The organism is Stenotrophomonas maltophilia R551-3, from assembly GCF_000020665.1.
Taxonomy (GTDB): Bacteria; Pseudomonadota; Gammaproteobacteria; order Xanthomonadales; family Xanthomonadaceae; genus Stenotrophomonas; species Stenotrophomonas maltophilia_L.
Genome location: NC_011071.1, coordinates 1,144,807 through 1,169,226, shown reverse-complemented (window position 1 = coordinate 1,169,226; position 24,420 = coordinate 1,144,807). Strand labels below are relative to the sequence as shown.

The 24,420-nt window shown below is 67.0% G+C and carries 16 protein-coding genes; 7 read left to right on the top strand and 9 right to left on the bottom strand.

Going from position 1 to position 24,420, the window contains the following annotated elements; translation table 11 throughout:
- Positions 1–91 precede the first annotated feature (91 nt).
- Genes SMAL_RS05275 through SMAL_RS05265 form a run of 3 tightly spaced genes read right to left on the bottom strand, consistent with a single transcriptional unit; the run spans position 92 to position 5,483 of the window.
- The gene (locus tag SMAL_RS05275) at positions 92–1,807 is read right to left on the bottom strand and encodes an alpha-amylase family glycosyl hydrolase (protein WP_012510342.1); all 1,716 of its coding nucleotides are present in this window, start codon (positions 1,805–1,807) and stop codon (positions 92–94) included.
- Positions 1,807–3,294, bottom strand: a complete 1,488-nt coding sequence (locus SMAL_RS05270; RefSeq protein WP_012510341.1) for an MFS transporter — start codon at positions 3,292–3,294, stop codon at positions 1,807–1,809. Before SMAL_RS05270 ends, SMAL_RS05275 begins: the two co-directional genes overlap by 1 nt.
- Positions 3,291–5,483, bottom strand: coding sequence for a glucosidase family protein (locus SMAL_RS05265; RefSeq protein ID WP_012510340.1), 2,193 nt, complete (start codon positions 5,481–5,483; stop codon positions 3,291–3,293). The genes SMAL_RS05270 and SMAL_RS05265 overlap by 4 nt, the downstream gene beginning before the upstream one ends.
- A gap of 237 nt (positions 5,484–5,720) precedes the next feature.
- Between SMAL_RS05265 and SMAL_RS05260 the strand changes: the two genes are divergently transcribed.
- Together SMAL_RS05260 and SMAL_RS05255 are read left to right on the top strand one after the other, a co-directional pair.
- Positions 5,721–7,772, top strand: a complete 2,052-nt coding sequence (locus SMAL_RS05260; RefSeq protein WP_012510339.1) for a glycoside hydrolase family 97 protein — start codon at positions 5,721–5,723, stop codon at positions 7,770–7,772.
- A gap of 251 nt (positions 7,773–8,023) precedes the next feature.
- A complete protein-coding gene (locus SMAL_RS05255) occupies positions 8,024–10,780 on the top strand; it encodes a TonB-dependent receptor (RefSeq protein WP_012510338.1) in 2,757 nt (918 codons plus the stop codon).
- A 232-nt stretch (positions 10,781–11,012) separates the two neighbouring features.
- On the opposite strand, the gene SMAL_RS05250 is transcribed toward SMAL_RS05255, so the two are convergent.
- Complete coding sequence (locus SMAL_RS05250) at positions 11,013–12,626, bottom strand: alpha-glucosidase family protein (protein ID WP_012510337.1); 1,614 nt, start codon at positions 12,624–12,626, stop codon at positions 11,013–11,015.
- 214 nt (positions 12,627–12,840) lie between these two features.
- On the opposite strand from SMAL_RS05250, the gene SMAL_RS05245 reads away from it, so the two are divergent.
- A complete protein-coding gene (locus tag SMAL_RS05245; RefSeq protein WP_012510336.1) occupies positions 12,841–13,839 on the top strand; it encodes a polyprenyl synthetase family protein in 999 nt (332 codons plus the stop codon).
- 132 nt (positions 13,840–13,971) lie between these two features.
- On the opposite strand, the gene SMAL_RS05240 is transcribed toward SMAL_RS05245, so the two are convergent.
- Entirely contained in the window at positions 13,972–14,757 is a 786-nt protein-coding gene (locus tag SMAL_RS05240) for a dienelactone hydrolase family protein (protein WP_012510335.1), read from the bottom strand.
- Positions 14,758–14,887: 130 nt separating this feature from the next.
- Between SMAL_RS05240 and SMAL_RS05235 the strand changes: the two genes are divergently transcribed.
- Positions 14,888–15,484 (top strand): SMI1/KNR4 family protein, encoded by a 597-nt coding sequence (locus SMAL_RS05235; RefSeq protein ID WP_012510334.1) that lies wholly within the window; start codon positions 14,888–14,890, stop codon positions 15,482–15,484.
- Positions 15,485–15,607: 123 nt separating this feature from the next.
- On the opposite strand, the gene murD is transcribed toward SMAL_RS05235, so the two are convergent.
- From murD to SMAL_RS05220, 3 genes are all read right to left on the bottom strand, one after another.
- Positions 15,608–17,017 (bottom strand): UDP-N-acetylmuramoyl-L-alanine--D-glutamate ligase, encoded by a 1,410-nt coding sequence (gene murD, locus SMAL_RS05230; protein WP_012510333.1) that lies wholly within the window; start codon positions 17,015–17,017, stop codon positions 15,608–15,610.
- The gene (gene murL, locus SMAL_RS05225) at positions 16,998–18,350 is read right to left on the bottom strand and encodes a UDP-N-acetyl-alpha-D-muramoyl-L-alanyl-L-glutamate epimerase (protein ID WP_012510332.1); all 1,353 of its coding nucleotides are present in this window, start codon (positions 18,348–18,350) and stop codon (positions 16,998–17,000) included. Before murL ends, murD begins: the two co-directional genes overlap by 20 nt.
- 79 nt (positions 18,351–18,429) lie before the next feature.
- A complete protein-coding gene (locus tag SMAL_RS05220) occupies positions 18,430–21,024 on the bottom strand; it encodes a bifunctional aspartate kinase/diaminopimelate decarboxylase (protein WP_012510331.1) in 2,595 nt (864 codons plus the stop codon).
- Between the two features lie 75 nt (positions 21,025–21,099).
- Between SMAL_RS05220 and SMAL_RS05215 the strand changes: the two genes are divergently transcribed.
- Both SMAL_RS05215 and SMAL_RS05210 read left to right on the top strand, forming a co-directional pair.
- A complete protein-coding gene (locus SMAL_RS05215; RefSeq protein WP_012510330.1) occupies positions 21,100–21,972 on the top strand; it encodes a PhzF family phenazine biosynthesis protein in 873 nt (290 codons plus the stop codon).
- A 95-nt stretch (positions 21,973–22,067) separates the two neighbouring features.
- Positions 22,068–22,946 carry a PhzF family phenazine biosynthesis protein gene (locus SMAL_RS05210; protein ID WP_012510329.1) on the top strand — a complete coding sequence of 293 codons (879 nt, stop codon included), beginning with the start codon at positions 22,068–22,070 and terminating at the stop codon, positions 22,944–22,946.
- 80 nt (positions 22,947–23,026) lie between these two features.
- Here the strand turns inward: SMAL_RS05210 and SMAL_RS05205 are convergent, their stop codons facing one another.
- Positions 23,027–23,458, bottom strand: a complete 432-nt coding sequence (locus SMAL_RS05205; RefSeq protein WP_004147570.1) for an OsmC family protein — start codon at positions 23,456–23,458, stop codon at positions 23,027–23,029.
- A 371-nt stretch (positions 23,459–23,829) separates the two neighbouring features.
- Here SMAL_RS05205 and SMAL_RS05200 point away from each other — a divergent pair, with 371 nt between their 5' ends.
- Complete coding sequence (locus SMAL_RS05200) at positions 23,830–24,228, top strand: HU family DNA-binding protein (protein ID WP_012510328.1); 399 nt, start codon at positions 23,830–23,832, stop codon at positions 24,226–24,228.
- The last annotated feature ends 192 nt before the right edge of the window (positions 24,229–24,420 follow it).

The following is a 24,420-nucleotide window of genomic DNA, read 5'->3' as shown; positions in this document are numbered from 1 at the left end:
TGTGCCGGATGCAGCCAAACCAGGTAGTGCCGGCCGCTGGCCGGCACCTGAAGGTGCCATGGATTCATGGGTTGCCGGCCAGCGGCCGGCACTACCGCCCCAGCCGCTGGTCCCGCGCCCGCTGGTCGGCCATCGCCTTGTCCAGCTCAGCCTGCAGGGCCGGCTCCTGCACGGCGGCGTCCAGCACGTACACCTTCACGCCGTGCGCGGGCACGTCGGCCTTCAGGGAGGCATCCACCTGCAACGAACCGCCGTCCAGTGCATCGCGCCAGCGGCCTGCCTGCACGTAACGCGCTACGGTGAAGGTTCTGGCCCGGTCGCCCTTGTTCAGCAGCACCAGCGCGGTCTGCGCCACGTCGCCCTGCTGCAGCACGCGGAAGAACACCGCCTCGTCGCCCTGCAGGCGTTCGTTCACCTGCAGGCCGCGCTGCAGGGCCGGGGTGGCTGCGCGCAGCCTGGCGATGCGCTGCAGCGGCGTGAAGATCGGGCTCTGCGGGGCAGCATCCACGCGCGGCTGGCCGAAGTAGGCACGGTTTCCTGCGTGCTCGGCTCGACCACGCATGAAGCCGGTTTCCGAGCCGTAGTAGACCACCGGAATGCCGCGTGCGGTGAACAACCAGTTGTGCGCATCGATGAAGCCGTTGTCGCTGGCCTGCAGGCGCGGCATGTCGTGGTTGTCGTAGAAGCTCATCAGCTCGTACGGATTGGCGTACGGGCCGCCGGTCAGGTGCAGTGGCTCGGCCAGGGTTTCAAAGCCCTTGCCGGCGATGCCGAAGGTCTGTTCCAACGCGCCGCGCAACGGGAAATCCAGCACGCTCACGTTGGCATTGGACGGCCAGGTGTGTTCGGCGATGCTCGCCGCGTTGTAGTCGAACGCTTCGCCGAACATGAACATGCCCGGATGTTCAGCGCGGATGCGTTTGACGAAGGCATGCCACCACGGATGCGGCAGCCAGCCGATGGTATCGATGCGCAGCGCATCTACCCCTTGTGAAGTCCACTGCAGGTAAGCACCCACCAGATAATCCATCACCGCCGGATTGTCCTGATTGAAGTCGGACAGTTCAGCCAGGTTGCCATCGAAGATCGAGCCGTCCTTGCTGTCGACCGGACCGATGTTGTTGTAGAACGCGTGCAGCGGGTTGTGCTTCGGGTCCAGTTTCTGCGGTGGCAGGTTCTGGTGATCGGCGATCAGTGTGCCGTCCTTGTCGAAGATCTGGCCGAACTGCGGCTGCCGCGTCGGCATGGTCCAGGCCGGCGAGCCGTGGTTGCCGACAATGTCCAGCACCACTTTCAGGCCTGCGCCATGCAGGCCCTTGGTCAGCCCGGCGAAGTCCAGATCCCTGCTGGGCAGGTGCTCATCGAGTTTGTAGAAATTGACGCCCCAGTAGCCGTGATAACCGGTCTTGCCACGATCGGTCAGCGTGCTGGTACAGCTGATCGCCTTGCTGCCGGTGAACGCCTCGTCCGGGTTGTCGATGATCGGCGTGATCCATACCGCGCCGAAGCCGAGGTTGCGGATGTACTGCGCATTGTCGAGCACGCCGCGGAAGTCGCCACCGAGGTAGCCGATATTGCCGTCCACCTTGTCCGGGCACGGCACCGGGATATCGAAGGTGCGGTGCTTGCCGCCCTGGTCGCGGTGGTCGTTGGACGGGTCGCCATTGACGAAGCGGTCGGTGACCACGAAGTACACCGCATCGCTGGCGAACGGCTCAGTGGTGCCGACGTAGTCCGGGCGTGGCGCGGCCGTCGCATGGCCGGCCAGCAGTACCAGGGAAACAGCAACAGACAGCGCACCACGCATCACACCACCTCCGGACGGGACGGAACCCGCAGCACGCACAGGCCGGCGACGAACAGGCTGCAGCCGCCCAGCACCAGCACATGCATCGGCTGACCGCCCAGCCAGGCGCGCAGGGCAAAGCCGAGCGCACTGGCCGCGACCAGCTGCGGGATCACGATGAAGAAATTGAAGATGCCCATGTACACGCCCATCTTCGATGCCGGCACACTGTCGGACAGCAGTGCGTATGGCAGCGAAAGAATGGATGCCCAGGCGAAGCCGACGCCGACCATCGACAGCAGCAGCCAGTGTGGGTCGCGGATGAACATCAGCGACACCAGGCCGGCACCGCCCAGCCACAGGTTGACCAGGTGGCTCCAACGCAGGCCGATCGCACGCACCATCGGCGGGATCAGTACCGCGGCCAGCGCAGCGAAGCCGTTGTAGGCGCCGAACAGCACCCCCACCCAGTTGGCTCCCTCGTTGTAGGCCGCCGACTGCGGATCGGTCGAGCCGAAGTGGATACCGGCCACCGCGGCGGTGGTGTAGATCCACATCGCGAACAACGCGAACCACGAGAAGAACTGCACCCACGCCAGGCGACGCATGGTGACCGGCATCGCGCGCAGATCGCCGACAATGGCGGCCAGCATGTGGGTGCCCGGCAGCGCACGGGCGAGCGCAAGCAGCACGCCGTAACCCGCACACAAGCCCGCCAGCACGTACAGCATCTTGTCGCCCTGCCGCCAGGCGATCAGCAGCGCCAGCACCACGCCGAGCCCCAGCCACAGCGCCACCTGCGTCCACGGCGCCGGGCCACTGATGGCAGTCCCTGCGTGGTGCGCCGGCGGCTCGGCATCATCAAAGCCAGCCAGCTCCGTCGGTGAGTACTCGCGGGTGCTGACCACCGTCCAGGTGATCGCCGCCAGCAGCACCACCGCACCGAAGTAGAACGCATAGCGCACGGTATCGGGCACTTCGCCGGCAGCTGCGGTATTGGCCACACCAAAATGGGCGAGGATGAACGGCAGGAAGCTGGCGACGATGGCGCCGATACCGATGAAGAAGCTCTGCATCGCGTAGCCGACCGGACGCTGGCGCGGTGCCAGCTGGTCACCGACGAAGGCGCGGAACGGTTCCATCGACACATTGATCGAGGCGTCCAGCACCCACAGCGTGCCAGCGGCAATCCACAGCGTTGGCGAGTTCGGCATCACCAGCAGGGCCAGTGTGGTCAGCACCGCGCCGATCATGAAGAATGGACGGCGGCGGCCCCAGCGCGTCCAGGTGCGGTCGGACAGGTAGCCGATCACCGGCTGCACCAGCAGGCCGGTCAACGGCGCAGCGATCCACAGCCCCGGCACCGCGTCCATGTCCGCGCCCAGGGTCTCGAAGATGCGGCTGGCATTGGCGTTCTGCAGGGCGAAGCCGAACTGGATGCCGAGGAAACCGAAACACATGTTCCAGATCTGCCAGAACGACAGCTGCGGTTTGGCGGGACGACTCATCGTGCGCCCTCTTCCATCGCCACCGGCGCCACCGTCAGTGCCTGCACCTGGGCCTGGTTGAGCACACCATCACGCCCGCCCTTGCCGCCGGTGTAGTGCGCGAAGTGCTGCAGCGCGCTCATGTTGAAGCCCTCTTCAAGCGTGACCGTGCACCGCCCCTTGGGCACCGCGAATGTTGCCGAGGTCGAATCCTGCACCGCCACGCTGTGCGGCAGGGTGACCGTATGCCGCTGCAATGGCTGGCCCGGGCACTGCAGAACCAGCTGCTTGACCGCAGCCGTGACGCCGGTGTTGATCGGCCCGTTCGCATTGCTGTACTGCAGGCGCAGGCCCACCTGCCCGGCCTGGGCCGCGGTGAACTGCCAGCGTTCCTCGCCCTTCAGCACCTGCTGCGGACCGACGCAGAGCATCGGGCTGTGCAGCGATTCCAATGCACCCTCGCGCCGGGTCAGACTGAAGCAGTGCTGCAGGCCATCGTCGCTGATGTGCGCCTGGCCATTGCTGGCGGCGACGGCCCTGCCGTCCTTCCACAGAACCTGCCCAGTCGTGACCGGCACGCTCCAGCCAGCGCCATTGCGTGTGGCCTGCGGTGCGGTCGGCGTGGCCGGCGCACGCGCATTGGCGTCGGCGGTTGTGCCACCGAAGCCGGTCGCGGACTGTGCAGCCATCAGCTGCACCGTGGTCGTGTTGCCCTGGATCAGCGTCCTGCCCGCCACCAGCAGGCCATCACCCAGCTGCTGCGGGCGCTCCAGCACGTAGCGCTTGCCACCGGCCTCCAGGCTGATGCGACGCTGCGTACCGAACAGCTCCGGCACCAGTGTGACCGGCAGCTTGGGCTGCACGCGGCCATCGTCCTGCACACCGAACACACCTTCGAGCACCATCGACAGATAGCCGGCCACCGACCACAACTGGCGTTCGGAGTTGACCACCGGGCCGCTGAGTGCGCCTTCGTCGACATGCACGGCCTGGCTGACCAGCTCGTAGTTCTCCATGTTGGAAGCGGCCAGCGCCGCGCCCTGCATCAGCGAGCGGATTTCGGCAGCGATGCGCGGCGCATCGTCCAGCTGCCGCGCCGCACGCAGCGAGTAGGCGCTGACGAACGGCCAGATCGCGCGGTTGTGGTAGATCGGCTGCTGCGACTCCTGCGGCCACACCACCGGACTGCCGGCCGGCCCCATCGGGTAGGCGGCCAGCGCACGGCGCGCACGCTCGGCCGGCAACACCTCGGCGAGGATGCCCAGCGACAGGCCGAGCAGATCGACCTTGGCGTAGGGCACCGGGTGCGCGGCTTCGCCGATGTAGCTCATGTACTGGCCCATGTCCTCGCGCCAGAAGCGCGCATCGATCTGCTGCGCCAACGCATCGGCCCACGCCTTGTAGTCAGCCGCGCGGGCATCACCATGTTGGCCAGCCAGGCGTTCGGCCAGGCGCAGCGCCTGGTAGTGCAGCACGTTGGTGGACAGCGCATAGGAATCGCCGATGAAGCGCACGTCCTCGCGGGTCCAGTCCGGATAGGTCTGCTCACGCCAATCCAGGAAGGAGGTCTCGCCACGATAAAGGCCCATTCGCGCGTCGAACACCATCGCGCGGTCCTGCGCCAGCGTACCCTGCAGCGCCTGCCAGACCTGGTCGGCAAACGCGCGATCCTCCAGCAGGTGACGTGCCGCCAGGAACCACACCACGCGATCGCTGCTGATCGGCCAACTGCCACCGGAACCGGTGTCCTGCGCCACGAACAGGCCGGGCGTATGCCCGTCGCGCGCTGCGGACAGCTTGAACTGCAGCGACTGCCGCGTGCGCTGCGGGTCCATCCGCGCCAGCGCCAGATCGGCGGCGAAGCTGACATCGCGGGTCCACACGTAGGGCCAGCGCGCACCGGTCTGGAAGCACTCGCACGGCACCGGCCGGCCCTCATCGAATGCAGGATCGCGGATCGCATCCACGCGATCCTGGTCCATCTCCTGCTGGGCCAGCGCGAACAGTGCATCGAACATCACGCTTCCGGTCTGGCTGCGCATCGGTGCGGCTGCGATCTGCACTGCGCCCTTCGGCGCATGCAGCACGAAGCTGCCGTTGGCAGCGGCTTCGGCGCGCGCATGGCGGCCGTCGAATTGCAGGTCGGCCGCCTGCGCGGTCGATCCCAGCGCTGCCCCCAGGGCAGCGGTCAGGCAAATGATCTTCAGCATCGAAGCGGCGGACCGGCTTGCGCCCGTCGGCCTCCCTCCCTCTCTGCACGCGTTGTAGGTCCGCACCGTCGTTGCCGGCGGGCGGGCGCGGCCCCTCCCTCAAGGTGCCTTGGCCCCATGGTAGACGCGGGGCTGTCGGCTGCGTCCAGCTGCATACGTATTCATGGCGCCACGCGGTAGCGCGCCTGCCGCGCTGGCTTATGGTCCGGGTCTGCCAACGGCGCCTTGGGAGGGGAAATGCCGATGTCGCACACGGTTGTACGCGCGCTGTTCGCGCAGATGCTCGGCCTGGCCCTGCTGGGCCTGGCCACGCTGGCGCAGGCCGCGCCGCAGGTGGCCAGTGTCGAATCACCGGGAAAGGTGCTCAAGGTCAGTCTGGTGCTGGACGGTGGCACCGCGCGCTATCGCGTCGAGCGCTTCGGCGAGGTCGTGGTGGAGGATTCGAAGCTTGGCTTCGCCCTGCGCGACGGCCGCCTGGACCGTGATTTCGCCCTGCTCGGCCAGCAACGGCGCAGCAGCGATGACAGCTGGGAGCAGCCCTGGGGCGAACGCCGGGTCACCCGCAACCACTTCAACGAGCTGACCGTGCAGCTGGCCGAGACCACCGGCAGCAAGCGTCGGCTGGACGTGGTGTTCCGCGTGTACGACGATGGCCTCGGCTTCCGCTACGTATTCCCCGGGCAGCCGAACCTGCGCGAAGCCATCATCGATGACGAGCTGACCGAGTTCGCCATCGCACAGGATTCCACCGCGTGGTGGATCCCTGCCGGGGAACCGATCCACTACGAGTACCTGTACCAGCGCACGCTGCTGAACGAGGTGCCGCTGGTGCATACACCGATGACCCTGCGCAGCCGCGACGGCCTGCACGTGGCGATCCATGAGGCCGCACTGGTGGACTACGCCGGCATGTGGCTGCGCCGCACCGAAGGCCAACGCCTGCGTGCGCAGCTGTCGCCTTCGGCCGAAGGCTGGAAGGTGCGCCGCACCCTGCCCTTCGCCACGCCGTGGCGCACGCTGCAGATCGCCGACCGTGCCGGGGGCCTGGTCGAATCGGACCTGATCCTCAACCTCAACGAACCCAACGCGCTGGGCGATGTGAGCTGGGTGAAGCCGGCCAAGTACCTGGGCGTGTGGTGGTCGATGCACCTGGACAACGAGAGCTGGGCGACCGGGCCGACGCATGCGGCGACCACCGCGAAGACGAAGAAGGTGATCGACTTCGCCGCCGCGCACGGCTTCCGTGGCGTGCTTGTGGAAGGCTGGAACCCGGGCTGGGACGGCAACTGGGTCGGCAACGGCTACGACTTCGACTTCACCCGCGCCACGCCCGATTTCGATATCGAGGCGCTGTCCGCCTACGGCCTGAAGAAGGGCGTGCACCTGATCGGCCACCACGAAACCGGCTGCGCCATCGAGCACTACGAGGAGCAGCTGGGGGCTGCGCTGGACCTGTACGCACGGCTGGGCGTGGACCAGTTCAAGACCGGCTACGTCTGCGATGACGGCCAGGTCGACCGCCGCGATCCCGCCGGTGGCCCCCTGTGGCGCGAGTGGCATGACGGGCAGTTCATGGCCCACCACCATCTGAAGGTAGTGCAGGAAGCCGCGCGCCGGCACCTGTCAGTCAACCCGCATGAGCCGATCAAGGACACCGGCCTACGCCGCACCTATCCCAACTGGATCTCGCGCGAAGGCGCACGCGGCATGGAGTACAACGCCTGGGGCCAGCCGCCGAACCCGCCGGAACATGAGGTCAATCTGGTGTTCACCCGCATGCTGGCCGGGCCGATGGATTACACCCCCGGCATCCTCAGCTTGAAGGGCCGCCACGGCCAGGCCATTCCCAGCACGCTGGCACGCCAGCTGGCGCTGTACGTGGTGCTGTACAGCCCGATCCAGATGGCCGCCGACCTGCCCGAGCACTACCTGCAGCATCGCGAGGCATTCCGTTTCATCGAAGACGTCGCGGTGGACTGGGAGCAGAGCCGCGTGCTCGATGGCGAAGTGGGCGACTACGTGACGATCGTGCGCCGCGACCGCAACAGCCGCGACTGGTTCCTCGGCAGCATCACCGACGAGCACGGCCGTGTGCTGCCGGTGTCGCTGGGCTTCCTGGAACCGGGCGTGCGCTACCGCGCCGAGATCTACCGCGATGGCGAGGGCGCGGATTTCCGCAGCAATCCCTTCGCATTCGCGCGCGAAACCCGAGAGGTGACCAGCGCCGACGTGCTGACGCTGGTGCTGGCACCGGGGGGTGGGCAGGCCATTCGTTTCACGCCGCTTTGAATGCCGCGGTAGTGCCGGCCGCTGGACGGCAACCCGGTGAACGCGATTGCCGGCCAGCGGCCGGCACTACCGCAAACAGAACCTGAAAGCGATTACATCCCTGCAAACGCCATTGAATACGTATGCAGGGTGATTCCCGCGAAGAACGCGCTGCCTACCATAGCGGCGACGACAGCGGCCACCGCGTCGCACGTCCACGGTCACTCCGGGACGTTCACGAATCGATCTGCAACATTGCCTGGGAGGGGAAAATGTTGAACCACAAGCGCAGCGCGCTGAGCATCGCGCTGGCCGTTGTCCTGGCGCCGACGCTGGCGTCGGCACAGTCCACGCAGAGCACCACCACGCCGGCCGCCACCGCCGCCACCAACCTGGATACGGTGCAGGTCACCGGCATCCGCCGCGGCATCGAGAACGCAATCGCGATCAAGCAGGACGCCACCTCGGTGGTCGAAGCGATCTCCGCCGAAGACATCGGCAAACTGCCCGACGTCAGCATCGCCGAATCCATCTCGCGCCTGCCCGGCCTGGCTGCCCAGCGCGTGGCCGGCCGTGCGCAGGTGATCAGTGTGCGTGGCCTGTCGCCCGACTTCGCCACCACCCTGCTCAATGGCCGTGAAGTGGTCAGCACCGGCGACAACCGCGGCGTCGAATTCGACCAGTACCCGTCCGAGCTGGTCAACGGCGTGACCGTGTACAAGACCCCGGACGCGGCGCTGGTCGGCCAGGGCCTGTCGGGCACCATCGACATGCAGACCGCACGCCCGCTCAGCTTCGGCGAGCGCGTGATCGCAGTCAGCGGCCGCTACCAGAAGAGTTCATTGGGCCGCGCCGCCAACGTCGATCCGTACGGCAACCGCTTCAGCGCCAGCTACATCGATCAGTTCCTGGACAAGACCCTGGGCATCGCCATCGGCTACGCACACAGCGACATGCCGATCCAGGAAAACCAGGTTGGCCTGTATGAGCCGTGGACCACCGAGCACACCGACAAGGGCAACCGCCCGGGCGTCGCTGCGGGCACCTACTTCTCCGATGGCATCAAGGCACTGCGCCGCACCGGCAACAACAAGCGCGACGGCGTGATGGCCACCATCCAGTTCCGGCCGAACAACAGCTGGACCAGCACCTTCGATGCGTTCCACACCGAAGCCGAGCAGATCGATACCGCCAATCAGTTCGAGCTGAATCTCAGCAACTACAACGGCAACTACACCCCGGGCCTGCTGGTCAGCAACCCGCAGGTCAATGGCAACGGCTCGTTTACCGGCGGCACCGCCAGCGGCGTGTATCCGCTGGTGCGCGGCATGTACAACAAGCGCAAGGACAAGATCGACGCGTTCGGCTGGAACAATGAGTTCAACTTCAGCGGCGTGAAGCTGGTCGCCGACCTGAACTACTCCAAGGCCACCCGCGACGAGCTGAACCTGGAAAACAACCTGCAGCTGACCCCGATGCCGCAGCTGGATACGGTCGGCGTGCAGTTCCGCCAGAATGGTTTCTCGCACATCAGCCCAGGCCTGAACTACTCCAACCCGGATGCGCTGTTCCTGACCAACACCATCTACGGCTCCGGCTACGGCAAGGTACCGAAGGTCGAAGACCGCCTGAAGGGTGGCAAGCTGGCCGCGACCATCGCCCTGCCCGACGCCATCGCCTCGTGGGCACCGGACCTCGACATCGGCGTCAACTACGCCGACCGCCGCAAGGTGAAGACCCAGTCCGAAGGCAACATCCTGCTCGGCGCGCAGGGCGATGCCAACATCGCCTCGGACCTGCAGTACCGTCCGGTGAACCTCGGCTTCGCCGGCATCGGCTACATCCCGGCCTGGAACGTGCCGGCCGCGGTGGGCCGTTACATGACCTTCAACCCGGTCGACAACCTGGACTACCTGATTCCCAAGTCGTGGACGGTGCAGGAGAAGATCACCACCGCCTGGGCGCGCCTGAACATCAACACCGACATCGGCGTGGTCGGCGTGCGCGGCAACATCGGCGTGCAGATGCAGCACACCGACCAGAGCTCGGACTCGCGCTACTGGGACAGCTCGCAGGCAGCCGGCAACAACGTGCAGCCGTATTCGAACGGCCGCACCTACAACGATTGGCTGCCGAGCTTGAACCTGGCCTTCATGTTCCCGCACCAGCAGACGCTGCGCTTCGCTGCCGCCAAGCAGGTCGCACGCCCGCGTGTGGACCAGATGCGCGCCGGCCTCGAATTCGGCGTGGATACCGGCACCGGCCGCCCCGGTGGCAGCGGCGGCAATCCGTTGCTGGATCCGTGGCGTGCCACCGCGCTGGACCTGTCCTACGAGAAGTACTTCGGCGAGAAGGCCTACGTGGCCGCAGCGATCTTCTACAAGGACCTGAAGAGCTACGTCTACACGCAGTCGGTGGACAACTACGACTTCACCGCACTGCTGGGCAGCTATGTACCGCCGCCTGGCATGACCACGCCGGTGCTGACCACCGGCACCTTCTCCGCCCCACAGAACGGCAAGGGTGGCACGCTGAAGGGCCTGGAACTGACCGCATCGTTCCCGCTGGAGATGCTGACCGACAGCCTGCGTGGCTTCGGCGTGCAGGCCAGCGCGACCTTCAACAAGAGCGACATCACCATCCTGGACCCGGAAAGCGCTTCCAGCGTGGGCAACGATCCGATCAGCCTGCCGGGCCTGTCCAAGCGCGTCTACAATTTCACCGCCTACTACGAGCGCAGTGGCTTTGAAGCACGCGTGAGCCAGCGCCGCCGTTCGGACTTCATCGGCGAGATCGGCAACTTCAACGGCAACCGCAGCCTGCGCTACGTGGTCGGCGAGAACGTGACCGATGCACAGCTCAGCTACACCTTCAGCGACAGCAGCACCCTGCGCGGCCTGACCCTGCTGCTGCAGGGAAGCAACCTGACCAACGAGCCGTACCGTACCTACGCCGGCAGCAAGGACCGCCCGCTGGAGTACATCGAGTGGGGCCGCACCTACATGCTGGGCGTGAACTACAAGTTCTGAGGAAGCGCCGGGCCATGCCCGGCGACCCGGACCCGGTAGTGCCGGCCGCTGGCCGGCAACACAAAGGGAGCAGGACCGGAAACCCGTTGCGCAGGCAGCGGGTTTTCTTTTGCGCGCATGCCGACAATAGATCCGCGCCGTGCGTAGATGCCTTTCGCCGGAAGCTCACCCACAAAAAAGGGACGGGGCGCTTCGGCCCCGTCCCCGCAAGTACCGCCACCGGAGAAAACGGTCAGCTGCGACGTGCGCAATACACCGCACGCGGCGGCAGCTGGAGTTCATTGCCCTGCACCGTGCCCGCATCCGGGCCCGGCACCGCCACCTGCTGCCAGTTGCCCGGCGGCAGCGGATGACTCACCGCCTCGGCCGACAGGTTGAAGGCCAGCAGGAGGGTTTCATCTGCAAGCATACGCTCGAACAGCAGCACTGGCTCGGCGCTTTCGATGAATCGGATGCTGCCATGCAGGAGCGCCGGCTGGGTATGCCGCCAGCCCAGGAACGCCCGGAACGCGGCCAGCACCGAGTGCGGATCCCGCTCCTGCACGGCCACTGCCGCCGCCCGGTGCTCGGCCGGGATCGGCAACCACGGCTGGCCCGAGGTGAACCCGGCCAGCGGCGCATCGGTCCACGGCAGCGGAGTACGGCAGCCGTCGCGGCCCTTGAAGTTGGGCCAGAAGGTGATGCCATAGGGATCCTGCAGGGCCTCGAACGGTACCTCGGCCTCAGCCAGGCCCAGTTCCTCGCCCTGGTACAGGCAGACCGAACCGCGCAGCGAGCACAGCATCGCCACCAGCATCCGCGCCAGGCGGGGATCAGTCGGGTGGCCGCCCCAGCGGCTGACCGCCCGCTCCACATCGTGATTCGAAACCGCCCAGCACGGCCAGCCTTCGGTCATTGCCGCTTCCAGCCGCGAGACCGTGTCGCGGATGTAGGCCGCGCTGTAATCGTCCACCAGCAGCTCGAAGCTGTAGCCCATGTGCAGGCGGCCATCCCGGGTGTACTCGGCGGTGGTGGCCAGCGAGTCCTCCGAGGAGATTTCGCCCAGGCTGACCGCGCCCGGGTACTCATCCAGCAGCGCGCGCAGGCGCTCCAGCAACGGCAGGTTCTCCGGCTGGGTGTTGTTGTAGTAGTGGTACTGGTAGGCGTACGGGTTGTCCGCGCTGAAGCCGCGCCCTACCCGCTTGTCGGCCGGTTTGGCCGGGTTGTCGCGCAGCTGCGCGTCGTGGAAGCAGAAGTTGATCGCATCCAGGCGGAAGCCGTCCACGCCGCGGTCCAGCCAGAAGCGCACGTTGTCCAGGGTCGCCCGCTGCACGTCCGGGTGATGGAAGTTCAGGTCCGGCTGGTCCACCAGGAAGTTGTGCAGGTAGTACTGCTCGCGGCGCGGCTCCCACTGCCAGGCGCCGCCGCCGAACAGCGACAGCCAGTTGTTGGGCGGGGTGCCGTCCTCGCGCGGGTCGGCCCAGACGTACCAGTCCGCCTTCGGGTTGCTGCGGTCCTGGCGGCTCTCGCGGAACCAGGCGTGCTCGATCGAGGTGTGGCTCAGCACCTGGTCGATCATCACCTTCAGGCCCAGCCCGTGGGCCTTGGCCAGCAGGCGGTCGAAGTCGTCCAGGCTGCCGAACAGCGGGTCGACGTCGCGGTAATCGGCGATGTCATAGCCGAAGTCGGCCATCGGCGATTTGAAGAACGGCGAGATCCAGATCGCGTCCACGCCCAGCGCGGCGATGTGATCCAGGCGCTGGATGATGCCGGGCAGGTCGCCTACCCCGTCGCCGTTGGCGTCGAGGAAACTGCGCGGGTAGATCTGGTAGATGACGGCTCCGCGCCACCATGGATAGTGCGACATCGACAGCCCCCCTCCGGGCGTGCGGGACCCGCCGGGAGCGGGCCGAAATCCTGATGCCGCAAGCTTAGCGGTGGGTCCCCGGGCTTGGCGCAACCTGCATACGTATTCACGCGGGCGGCAGCCGTGGCCGGGCCGAGGACGTCGGCCCGCCCGGTTTGCGCCCGAATTCACGGGCAGCGCCTATAATCAGTGGTGAGCCTGAAAGCCTGATCGCATGACCATCACCGAAGACACCCGTCCCGCCCTGGGCCTGCCCCAGATCCAGTCGCTTGCCGCGGCCGACATGGCCGCCGTCGACGCCCTGATCCGGCGCCGGCTGTCCTCGGACGTCGTGCTGATCAACCAGATCGCCGACCACATCATCTCCGCCGGCGGCAAGCGCCTGCGCCCGATGCTGGTGATGCTGGCCGGCCGCGCGGTCGGCAACGTCGGCCCCGAGCACCACCAGCTGGCAGCGATCATCGAGTTCATCCACACCTCCACCCTGCTGCACGACGATGTGGTGGACGAATCCAGCCTGCGCCGTGGCCGCAGCACCGCCAACGCACTGTGGGGCAACGCGCCCAGCGTGCTGGTCGGCGACTTCCTGTACTCGCGCAGCTTCCAGTTGATGGTCGAGCTGGAGCGCATGTCGGTGATGCAGATCCTGGCCGATGCCACCAACCGCATCGCCGAGGGTGAAGTGCTGCAGCTGCTGCACGTGCACAACCCGGATACCGACGAAGCCGCCTACCTGCGCGTGATCGAGCGCAAGACCGCGGTGCTGTTCGCTGCCGGCACCCGCCTGGGCGCACTGGCCAGCGGCGTGGACGAAGCCACCCAGCAGGCCCTGTTCGACTACGGCATGCACCTGGGCTACGCGTTCCAGATCGCCGACGACGTGCTGGACTATTCGGCCAACGCCGAGGAACTGGGCAAGAACCTGGGCGACGACCTCGCCGAGGGCAAGGCGACGCTGCCGCTGATCCACGCGATGGCCCACTCCAACGACGCCACCCGCGAGCGCCTGCGCACCATCGTGCAGGACGGTGATGCCTCGGCGATGCCGGAAGTGCTGGCCGCAATCCGCGCCACCGGCGGCCTGGAGTACAGCCGTGCGCGTGCCGAGGAATATGCCGAAGCCGCCGAGCGCGCGCTGGACGGCCTGGGCGACAATGATGCCGTGGCCGCCCTGCGCGGCCTGGCCCGCTACGCGGTGCAGCGTTCGCATTGACGGGTGAAGGCGTGCCGACCAACGGTCGGCACCCACAATGACCGGTAGGTGCCGACAGTTGGTCGGCACTGAAACATCGGTAGGTGCCGACCGTTGGTCGGCACACCTTTCACAGCCGAGCATGGCTCGGCTCTACATGAAGCGCTCCTCGAAGAACTCATCCAGCGCCTTCCACGCGCGCTTGGCCGCCCGTTCGTTGTACTGGCAGCCCGGCGGACTGTTGGCATCACGCTCGGCGAAGCAGTGCACTGCCCCGCTGTAGTTGGTGAATTCCCAATCGACCTTGGCCGCGTTCATTTCCTTCTGGAAACCGGCGATGTCCTCGGCGCTCACGCTCTTGTCATCGGCGCCATTGAGCACCAGCACCGACGGGTGCGTGCCACCGGCCTGGGCCGGCAGCGGCGAACCCAGCCCGCCATGCAGGCTGACCACGCCTGCCAGTGGCGCACCGGCACGGGCCAGCTCCAGCACCGTGGTCCCCCCGAAGCAGAAGCCGACCGCACCGATCCGGCTGGCATCAACCGGCGCCTTGCCGGCCTGCGCCTTGAGCACGTTCACCGCCTCCAGCGCACGCGCACGCAGCAGCGGCCGGTCGTTGCGCAGCTTGGTCGCCACCGGGCCAGCCTCGGCATCGGTCTTGGGCCGCACGCCCTTGCCGTACACATCGGCCACCAGCACCACGTAGTCATCGCCAGCCAGCTGCTTGGCCTTCTCGATGGCCGATTCATTCACGCCCTTCCAGTTCGGCACCATCACCAGACCCGGGCGCTTGTCGTGCTCGCCATCGTCATAGACCAGCACGCCGCTAAAGGTCGTGCCCTGGTGCTTCCACTCCACCGGCTGCGTCTTCATCGCCGCCCACGCCGGCATCGCTGCCAGCCCCAGTACCATCGCCACGCCGCATCGCCAACGATTCATGCGCCTGCTCCGAAAAAAAGGGACGGAGGGGATTAAGCCGTATTCGCCCCTCCCGCGTCGCATTCTGCATTGGCGACGTGACGCAGGTGTGGTTGGATACGACTTAATCCCCTCCGTCCCCTTTTTTCGCATGAACCTGGTTGATCGCTTTCTGTCTGGCCTGATTCCACGCCTGCCTGCCGACGATGCCCCGCAGTGGGCCCACGTGCAGGGCGCCAGCGCCGAAGACCTGCAGCGCCTGCGTGCGCAGTGGCCGCAGGTGCCGGACAGTCTGGTCGCGTTGCTGTCGCGCGTGAATGGCACGCACTTCCGCGAGTACCCCGGTGGGGAGGTCTGCGTGCTGATGCTCGGCTCGGACGTGGAGGGCGGTGGCTATCCGTACTACCTGCGTTCGGTGGCGCAGGTCTTCGAGGACCAGCGGCAGTGGGACGACAGCATCCGTTCCATCTACGAAGAGTGGCTGGATGACGAGCCGGAGATTCTGGGTGAAGGCATCGACGCCGATCTTCCGATGAACCGCCGCCTGTGCTTCTCGCACTGCATGAACAACGGCGGCACCTCGATGCTGTACCTGGATTTCGATCCGGCGCCGGGCGGCACAGTCGGCCAGGTGGTGCGCTACCTGCACGATCCGGACAGCTATGCAGTGATCGCACCCAGCTTCGATGCGTATCTGCAGCAGCTGATCGATCGCGATTACGCGTTCATCGACCAGGACGAGGATTGAAACCCAGCCGAGCGTGGGCTCGGCTCGACAGTAGATTCACGCCATGCGTGGATGGGATGCACAGGATCCCACTGGGGTCAGAGCCCTTTCCTGCGGAAAGGAATCCGACCCCGATCCGGCAGATCAGGCGATGCCCAGACCCGGAATCGCGCTGATGCTGTCCGGATCGAAGCCGGCCAGCTCGGCGAAGTGGCGGCCACGCGCCACGTAGTCACGGTACGCACCGAAACTCGGTGCGCCAGGCGACAGCAATATCACCCCGCCCTCAGAACCCAGCGCCGCACGCGCCAAGGCCATCGCCTCCGGCAGATCGCCCGCAGCGTGCAGGCCGAAGCGACCGGCATCGGCCAGCGGCTGCAGCATCGCGTGGATGCGCGGGCCATTGCTGCCCATGGTCACGATCTCCACCGGCGGCACGTCGTGCGCCATGTGCTGCATGAAATCGGTCCAGTCCAAGCCACGGTCGTGCCCGCCCACCAGCAGCGCGATGCGCTGCCCGGCGAAACACTCCAGCGCGGCCAGGCTGGCATGCGGCGTGGTGCTGATCGAATCGTTGACGTAGGTCAGGCCTTCGGCCGCGCCGATGCGCTGCAGGCGGTTCGGCAGCGGGCGGAAATCCTGCACCGCCGGTGCCAGCGCCACCGCATCCAGGCCCAGTGCTTCCAGCGCGGCCAGTACCGCGCACAGGTTGCCGCGGTTGTGGCGGCCCGGCAGCGGTGTGTTGCGGGTGTCGAACACGGCCTGCTCACCGCGATGCACGATGTCACCGCGCATATGCCAGCCCTGCGGCTGGTTGAACCAGATCACCTTGCTATCAGGCAGCGACAGCGCGGCCAGATGCGGATCGGCGGCGTTGAGCACGGCGATGCGCGGTGCGGCTTCAGTCACCAGCTGCAGCTTGTCCTCGATGTAACGCTGTTCGCTGCCATGCCAGTCCAGGTGTTCCGGGAACAGGTTCAGCACCACCGCCACCTGCGGGCGGGCGCCACTGCGCGCCACTTCGCCGGTCTGGTAGCTGGACAGTTCCACCGCCCAGTACTCGGGCGCGGGCTGCGGGTCCAGCACTTCCAGCAGCGGCAGGCCGATGTTGCCGACCAGGCCCGTACGGTGGCCGGCCGCACGCAGCAGGTGTGCGACCAGCGCGGTGGTGGTGCTCTTGCCCTTGGTGCCGGTCACGCACACGGTGTCGTGCACGATGCCATCGGCACTCGCATGTTCGGCAAACCACAGCGCAGTGCCACCGATGAAGGTGGTGCCCTGCGCGGCGGCGGCCAGCGCGATTGGCTGGTAAGGGCTGATGCCCGGCGACTTGATCACCACATCGAAGGCAGCCAGCGTCTCGGCCGACGGCTCACCACGGACGTCCAGCGCACCGTGTGTTTCCGCACGCGCTGCCTCGACTTCGGCAGCTGGACAGAACAGGCTCAGGCCAAGCGTGGGCAGGCGCGAATGCAGCACCGCAAACGCGGCACGGCCCTCACGGCCCCAGCCCCACAGCGCAACACGCTTTCCTTCAAACTTCGAAATCTTCACGTACCCGTTCCCACAGCGCAGCCGGAATACGGTGCTCGCCCTGCAGCTGCAGCAGCGGTGCCAGTTCCAGTTCGGTGGCATCCAGCTGCGGCTGGATCTCATTGCAGAAGCGCTTCACCAGCACGTCTTCCTTCCACTCGGCGCGCTGTGCCAGGGTTGCCATCGCTGCACGCGATTCGCGGCCTTCGCCCACGCACTCGAACGGCTTGTGGTCCTGGAACTCCAGCAGCGCATCGAAGCCGCCGGCCTGCTCGATGTCATCCAGCAGGTTGCGGCCGAAGATGCGCACCAGGCGCGTCTTGGGCATGAACGGGGCCAGCGCCAGGAACACGAAATGGCACTTCGGGCAGACGCCGCACCAGCGGTTCACCGGGCGCTCGCCGAGGATGTGGAAGTTGCGATTGCAGCTGGAGAAGTGCGCGTCGTAGAAATCGGTCTTGGCGAACTGGCGCGCAACCGCCAGCTCGGACATCGGCCGCAGCAGCGAGTAGTACTGCAGATCGGCGGCCACCTGCCTCTGCACATGGCTGCCGAACGCCTGCTCGAACGCCCAGCCTTTGGACCACTGGTGGTTCACTTCGCCGGTGCCCGGAATCTGGCTGCCGTAGCTGGCCGAACGTTCGTTGGAGAACACCACCTGGTCCACGCCCTGCAGCAGCGCGGCCAGCACCATGATCGCCGAGTTCACCGCAGTGACCGGGATATGGCCGTTCCAGGCGCCCTGGCGGTTGAGTTCGAACAACTCCGGCGCCAGCGCGCGGCCCAGGTTCAGCGTCGGCAGGCCGGTGCGTTCGGCGCAGGCACGGATCAGCTGCGAGCCACCGATCCAGGTCACTGTCTCGTCCACGCCGGCACGGCGCAGGGCTTCGATGCTGACCAGCGAATCCTTGCCGCCGCCGATGGCCACCAGCGCGTGCGGCTGCAGGCCCAGCACGGGCGCCGGCACTGCCTCGCCCTGCACCGGCAGGCGGAAGCGACCGCGCAGGTTCAGGCCGTTGCGGTAGGCGAACTCGCCCAGACCGTTGAGGTAGACCGTCTCCACCAGGGCAGCGGTATCGGCATCGATGGCGTAGCTGTCGATGCTGACCGTCTCCGGCACGCCCGCCTTGTAGTAGCTGACACCGGCGATCAGGTGCAGCAGCTGCAGCGCGCGCTGCACGGCGGCGGTGCGCGCCTGATCCAGCACGAACGGGGCGCCCGGCACGGTGATGGTTTCCACCATCTCCGGGCCATCATCGAAGGCGTAGACCAGCTTGGCCACACCGGTGTCCGCAGCGAACTCGCAGCGGACGAAGCGGAAGCGGGAAACCTGGTGTTTGTCGAAAGCAGTCATGGTGTATCCGGTCAGGCACCTGCCCGCGCGCAGGCGCGGGAGGTGTCGGTGGGCGGGTGCAGAGCGCGGAAGGCAGCGATCACTCGATCACGTCTTCGCGCGGCATCGCCCGCTGGTTGTAGGTGTTGGACATCACGTAGCCGTAGGCACCGGCATCGGCAATCAGCATCACATCGTCCGGCGCGGTCGACACCGGCAGCTTGCGGCGCTTGCCGAACACATCACTGGATTCGCAGATCGGGCCGACCACATCGAAGGCGGCCTCGGCGTAGCCGCCCTGGCGGCTGAGGTTCTCGATGTCATGCCAGGCGTCGTACAGCGCCGGGCGCATCAGGGTGTTCATGCCCGCATCCAGGCCGACCCGGCGTACGCCATCCTTCTCCACCACCTGGGTGGCATGGGTCAGCAGCACGCCGGATTCCGCCACCAGGAAGCGGCCCGGTTCGATCGCCAGGCGGAACGCCGGATGCAGCGCCTTGACCTCGGCCAGGCCCTCGGCCCAGGCATCCAGGTCGAACGGCTCGTCTTCGTCGCTGTACGGAATTGGAAGGCCACCACCGATGTCGATGGTCTGCACGCTGCCGATGCGGCGGGCGAAACCGGCCAGCTCATCGCACATCAGGCGCCAGTGCTGCGCGGTTTCCACGCCGCTGCCCAGGTGCGCATGCAGGCCGACCACGCGGGTGCCCAGTTCGGTAGCCGCGCGCACGAACTCGTCGACGCGGGCAATCGGCAGGCCGAACTTGGAATCCTTGCCGCCGGTACGCACCTTGGCGTGGTGGCCCTCGCCACGACCCAGATCGACGCGCAGCCACAGTTCACGGTTGCGGAACAGGTCCGGCCAGCGCTGCAGGGCTTCGACATTGTCGACGGTGACGGTCACGCCCAGCGCGAATGCCGCTTCGTATTCCTCGCGCGGGCAGAAGCTGGGGGTGAACAGCACGCGCTTGGGCGACAGTTCCGGCAGATGCTGGAACACGTGCTTCAGTTCGCCATGCGATACGCACTCCAGTCCAAAGCCCTCGGCTTCCAGCAGCTGCAGGATGGCCGGATGGCTGTTGGCCTTGATCGCGTAGTAGCGCTGGTCGATCGGCTTGATTGCCGCCAGCGCACGGGCACGGGCACGTACGGTCGGCAGATGGTAGACGTAGCGCGGCGTACCGGCATCGGCCAGCTGCAGCAGGTGCGCACGCTGGCCACGCCACCACGGCGTACCACGCGGGCGCACCGTACCGGCAATCTCACGCCAGCGCGGGCCGAACACTTCGGTCTCTTCCACCGGCATCGCGCCACTGTCGATCAGCTCGGCGTGCAGGATCGGCAGCAGGCCATCGGCATCGGCTTCGTCGATGACGAAGGTCAGGTTCAGGTCGTTGGACGACTGCGAGATCATGTGCACGCGTTCGCGGCCGAAGGTCGCCCACACGTCCGACAGCTTGTGCAGCAGCGAGCGCATGCCGAGGCCGACCAGGGTGATCGCCGCGCACGGCACGATCACCTTCACCTTGCAGATCTGCGACAGATCGGCCGACAGCGCGGCCAGCACATCGGTGTTGACCAGGTTCTCGGACGGATCCAGCGATACGGTGACGTTGGTCTCGGCCGAACCAATCAGGTCCACCGACAGGCCATGCTTCTTGAACAGATTGAACACGTCGGCCAGGAAGCCGACCTGCTGCCACATGCCGATGCCTTCCATCGACACCAGCACGATGCCGTTGCGGCGGCTGATCGCCTTCACCCCCGGCACTGGTGCGGCATTGCCGTCGATGCTGGTGCCCGGCAGTTCCGGGCGCTCGGTATCGAGAATGGCCATCGGCACGCCGGCATCACGGCACGGCTTGATCGAACGCGGGTGCAGCACCTTGGCACCGGTGGTGGCGATTTCCTGCGCTTCGTAATAGTCCAGCCGGGTCAGCAGCCGCGCGTCCGGAACGTCCTTGGGATTGGCGCTGAACATGCCCGGCACGTCGGTCCAGATCTCCACGCGGCTGGCGCCGAGCAGCGCACCGAAGTACGCCGCCGAGGTATCCGAACCACCACGGCCGAGGATGGCGGTGCCGCCGTCGGCGTGGCGCGAGATGAAGCCCTGGGTGATCAGCAGCCGGGTCGGCTGCGCGCGGAAGCGCTGCGCCCAGGCGGCATCGGCACGCCATTGGCAATTCACCGACAGGCGCTGCGACCAGTCGCTCTGATTCGGCTGTGGCGGCAGTGCATCCAGCCACTGGCGGGCATCCATCCAGCCGAAATCCAGGCCGCTGGCACGCAGATAGGCCGCACCCAGGCTGGAGGACAGCAGTTCGCCCTGGCCCAGTACTTCAGCCTGCCAGTCCAGCGGACGAGCAGCGGCACGCGGGTCATCGAGCAGGCCCTGCAGCACGGCCAGTCGTTCGGCCAGCACCTCGGCGCCCAGCTCCAGTTCCTGCAGGAAGCCCTGGTGGCGCTCGACCAGCGCGGCCACGCGATCACGGCTGTCCGGCGCGCCATCGGCAATCGCGGTCAGTTCGTTGGTGACCCCGGACAGCGCCGAAACCACCACCAGCACGCGCGAGCCGGTCTCTTCCGCGCGTTTTTTCGCCAGCTTCCCGATCGTGTCCCAGCGGTGACGACGCGACACCGAGGTGCCGCCGAACTTCAGTACGATCCAACGATCGACAAGGGGGGAAGCTGACATGGATTGGCTATGTAGAATGTGGGGAAGCCGCCCTCGGGGGCGGAACCTTTGATTCTAAGCGCAATATCCCCGTAGATGGCCGTCCTCCGTTACCTGCAGCTCGATGTCTTCGCCCCCCGCCCCGGTACCGGCAACCCACTGGGTGCCGTGCTGGACGCCGACGATCTCTCCGGCGAGCAGATGCAGGCCCTGGCGGCCTGGCTGAACCTGTCCGAGACGGTGTTCTTCCTGCGCCCCAGCGCGCCCGGTGCCGACTATCACATCCGCATCTTCACCCCGACCCGTGAACTGGCCTTCGCCGGCCACCCCAGTGTTGGCGCGGCCTGGACGGCGGTGACCTGCGGCCTGGCCCAGCCGCGCGAGGGTGCGCTGGTACAGCAGTGCGCCGCAGGGTTGCTGCCGGTACGGGTGAGCGGCCCGGCTGAGGCGCTGCAGGTCCAGCTGGCCAGCCCGCCGGCGCGGCAACGGGCGACGACAGCCAACGGGGTACCCGAAGCGCTGCTGGCCCTCGCCGCCAACGGGCATGCGCCGGAACTTTGGGACAACGGCGCGCGCTGGTGGCTGCTGCCGCTGCGCGATGCCACCACCGTACGCAACCTGGTGCCGGACATGGCCGCCCTGCGTGACTGGAGCCTGGCCACCGACGCAACCGGCGTGGCCGTGTTCGCTGATGAAGCCGGCACCGACCATTCCCGCGTGGTGCGCGCGTTCTGCCCCGCCGATGCGGCCAGCGTGCCGGAGGATCCGGTGACCGGCAGCGCCAACGCCCTGATCGGCGCCTGGCTGCGGCAACGCAGTGCCCTGCCCGGCCGCGTCGGCACTTATGTGGCCAGCCAGGGCCGCGAAGTCGGCCGCGATGGCCGAGTGCAGGTAGAAGTCGATGCAGAGGGCACGGTGTGGATCGGCGGCCAGGTGCAGCCAGTCATCGACGGCAACATCCGCTGGTAGCGCCGGGCCAGGCCCGTCGGCCTTGCCGCGCTGCGCGCTCGCGGGGCATGGCCCCGCGCTACCGTATCCCCCTTCATTCCTGGAGTTTCGCCCCGATGACTAGCCGCCGTTTCCTGCAGCTGGATGTGTTCTCGCCGCGCCCCGGCGCGGGTAATCCGCTGGCCGTGGTACTCGATGCCGAAGGCCTGGACGACGCCAGCATGCAGGCCATCGCGCGCTGGACGCGCCTGCCGGAAACCACCTTCGTGTTCCCGCCGGAGGCGGCCGGCGCCAGCTATCGGCTGCGCATGTTCAGCCCGCAGAAGGAAGTGCCGTTCGCCGGCCACCCCAGCGTCGGCACCGCGCATGCGGTACTGCAGGCCGGCCTAGCCGCGCCGGTCGACGGCATGCTGGTGCAGGACGGCATTGCCGGCGTGCTGCCGCTACGCGTCAGTGGCGAGGCTGCGCAGCAGCGCATCGCCATCCGCACCCCGCGCGCGCAGCTGGCCGAGACCGCCGAGGCCACCGATCCACGCCTGCAGCCGGCCCTGAAGGGCTGGCCGCTGGGCACGCTGCCGCCGGCACGCATGCAGGGCGGGCGTAGCTGGTGGGTGGTGCAGGTGGCCGATGAGGCCGCATTGCGTGCCCTCCGTCCGGACTGGGACGCGGTCGCCGAGTTGGCCGAATCCACCGACAGCATGGGCGTGTTTGCCTATGCCTTCAGCGATGGCAGCGAGGGCTTCGACCTCGCGGTGCGCGCCTTCGTCGGCAATGGACGCCGCTTCGAGGACGCCGCCTCCGGTGCCGCCAACGCCGTGCTTGCCGCGTGGCTGGACCTGCGCGATGCCCTGCCCCGTGGCGGTGCACCGTTCGAAGTCAGCCAGGGTCGCGAAGTCGGCCACGACGCGCGCTTGACCCTCTTCGTCGATGAAGACGGGGAAGTCTGGTCCGGTGGCCAGGTGCAGACAGTGATTGCCGGCACCATTGATTGGTGATCCCGTACGGCGTGGTAGCGCCGGGCCATGCCCGGCGTCTTTCCGCTGCGCTCGCCGGGCATGGCCCGGCGCTACCGACCTCAACCCAGCTCGGCTTCCAGGCTGATCGGCACCGCGCTCAGCGCCTTGGACACCGGGCAGTTCTGCTTGGCGTCATCGGCAATGGCACGGAACTGCCCCGCATCGATGCCCGGCACCACGGCCTTCACTTTCAGCCGGATCTGCGACAGCTGCGGGCCACCTTCCAGTGACAGATCGACCTTGGCCTCGGTATCCAGCGAGGTCGGGGTGAAGCCGGCTTCGCCGAGCTTGGCCGACAGCGCCATGGTGAAACAGCCGGCGTGCGCGGCAGCGATCAGCTCTTCCGGGTTGGTGCCTTTTTCGTCGCCGAAACGGCTGTTGAAGCCATAGCGGGTCTTGTCCAGCAGGCCACTCTGCGGCGTGCTCAACTGTCCCTTGCCGGACTTCAGATCGCCTTCCCAGTGCGCGGTGGCGTGTCGCGAGATTCCCATGTGCTGCTCCTGCGTGGCGGTGATGAACGTTTACCCTCGCACGCCATGCGTTAGCCCTGCGTCGCTCCGCCGCACGCCGGACGTCACCCTGGCCGCAGGCACGTGGACACTTCCTCGCCAACAGAACGCGCATTTTTCCCTTGTTTTCAGTGATTTCGCGCATCCCCTCGCTACCGGGACGAGCATTGCCGGCCGCACCGCGGCACCCCCAGCCCCCACCACCGGCCATGTACTGAATCGGCCTGGATATGAAAAAACATGCACTTTCCGCACTCCAGGCTATTGGCGGCGCCCGAGAGTTGCCCTACATTGCGCTTGCCGACGGGGTTCGGCGCCGACCAAACAACCAACCGTTCACGGAACAGGAAACCATGGCAAAGACCGCTAAGAAGGCTGCCCCGAAGAAGGCAGTGAAGAAAGTCGCGACGAAGGCAGCCGCCAAGCCGGCCGCTCCGAAGCCGATCAAGGAAGTGCTGACCAAGTCCGGCCTGGTTGCACACATCGCTGAAGCCTCCGGCGTCATCGCCAAGGACGTCCGCGCTGTGCTGGCCTCGCTGGAAAGCGCTGTCGCCTCCTCGGTGCACAAGAAGGGCGCTGGCTCGTTCACCCTGCCGGGCCTGCTGAAGATCAGCACCGTCAATGTGCCGGCCAAGCCGAAGCGCAAGGGCATCAACCCGTTCACCAAGGAAGAACAGTGGTTCGCCGCCAAGCCGGCCACCACCAAGCTGAAGGTGCGTCCGCTGAAGAAGCTGAAGGACGCTGCGCTGTAAGCGCGCGCCCCGAAGCGGATTCCGACGGGACGGCTCAGGCCGTCCCGTTTTTTTTGTCCGAACCGCAGGCCGCAACACAGCGTTGCCGCAGCCAGCGGATTGCCCGCACAGGCCCGCCGCCGTTGGATGAGCGCGCGTTCTGCACGCACGGAACGTACCGGGTGGAACACTGCGTGCAGCGCCGGCCATCGC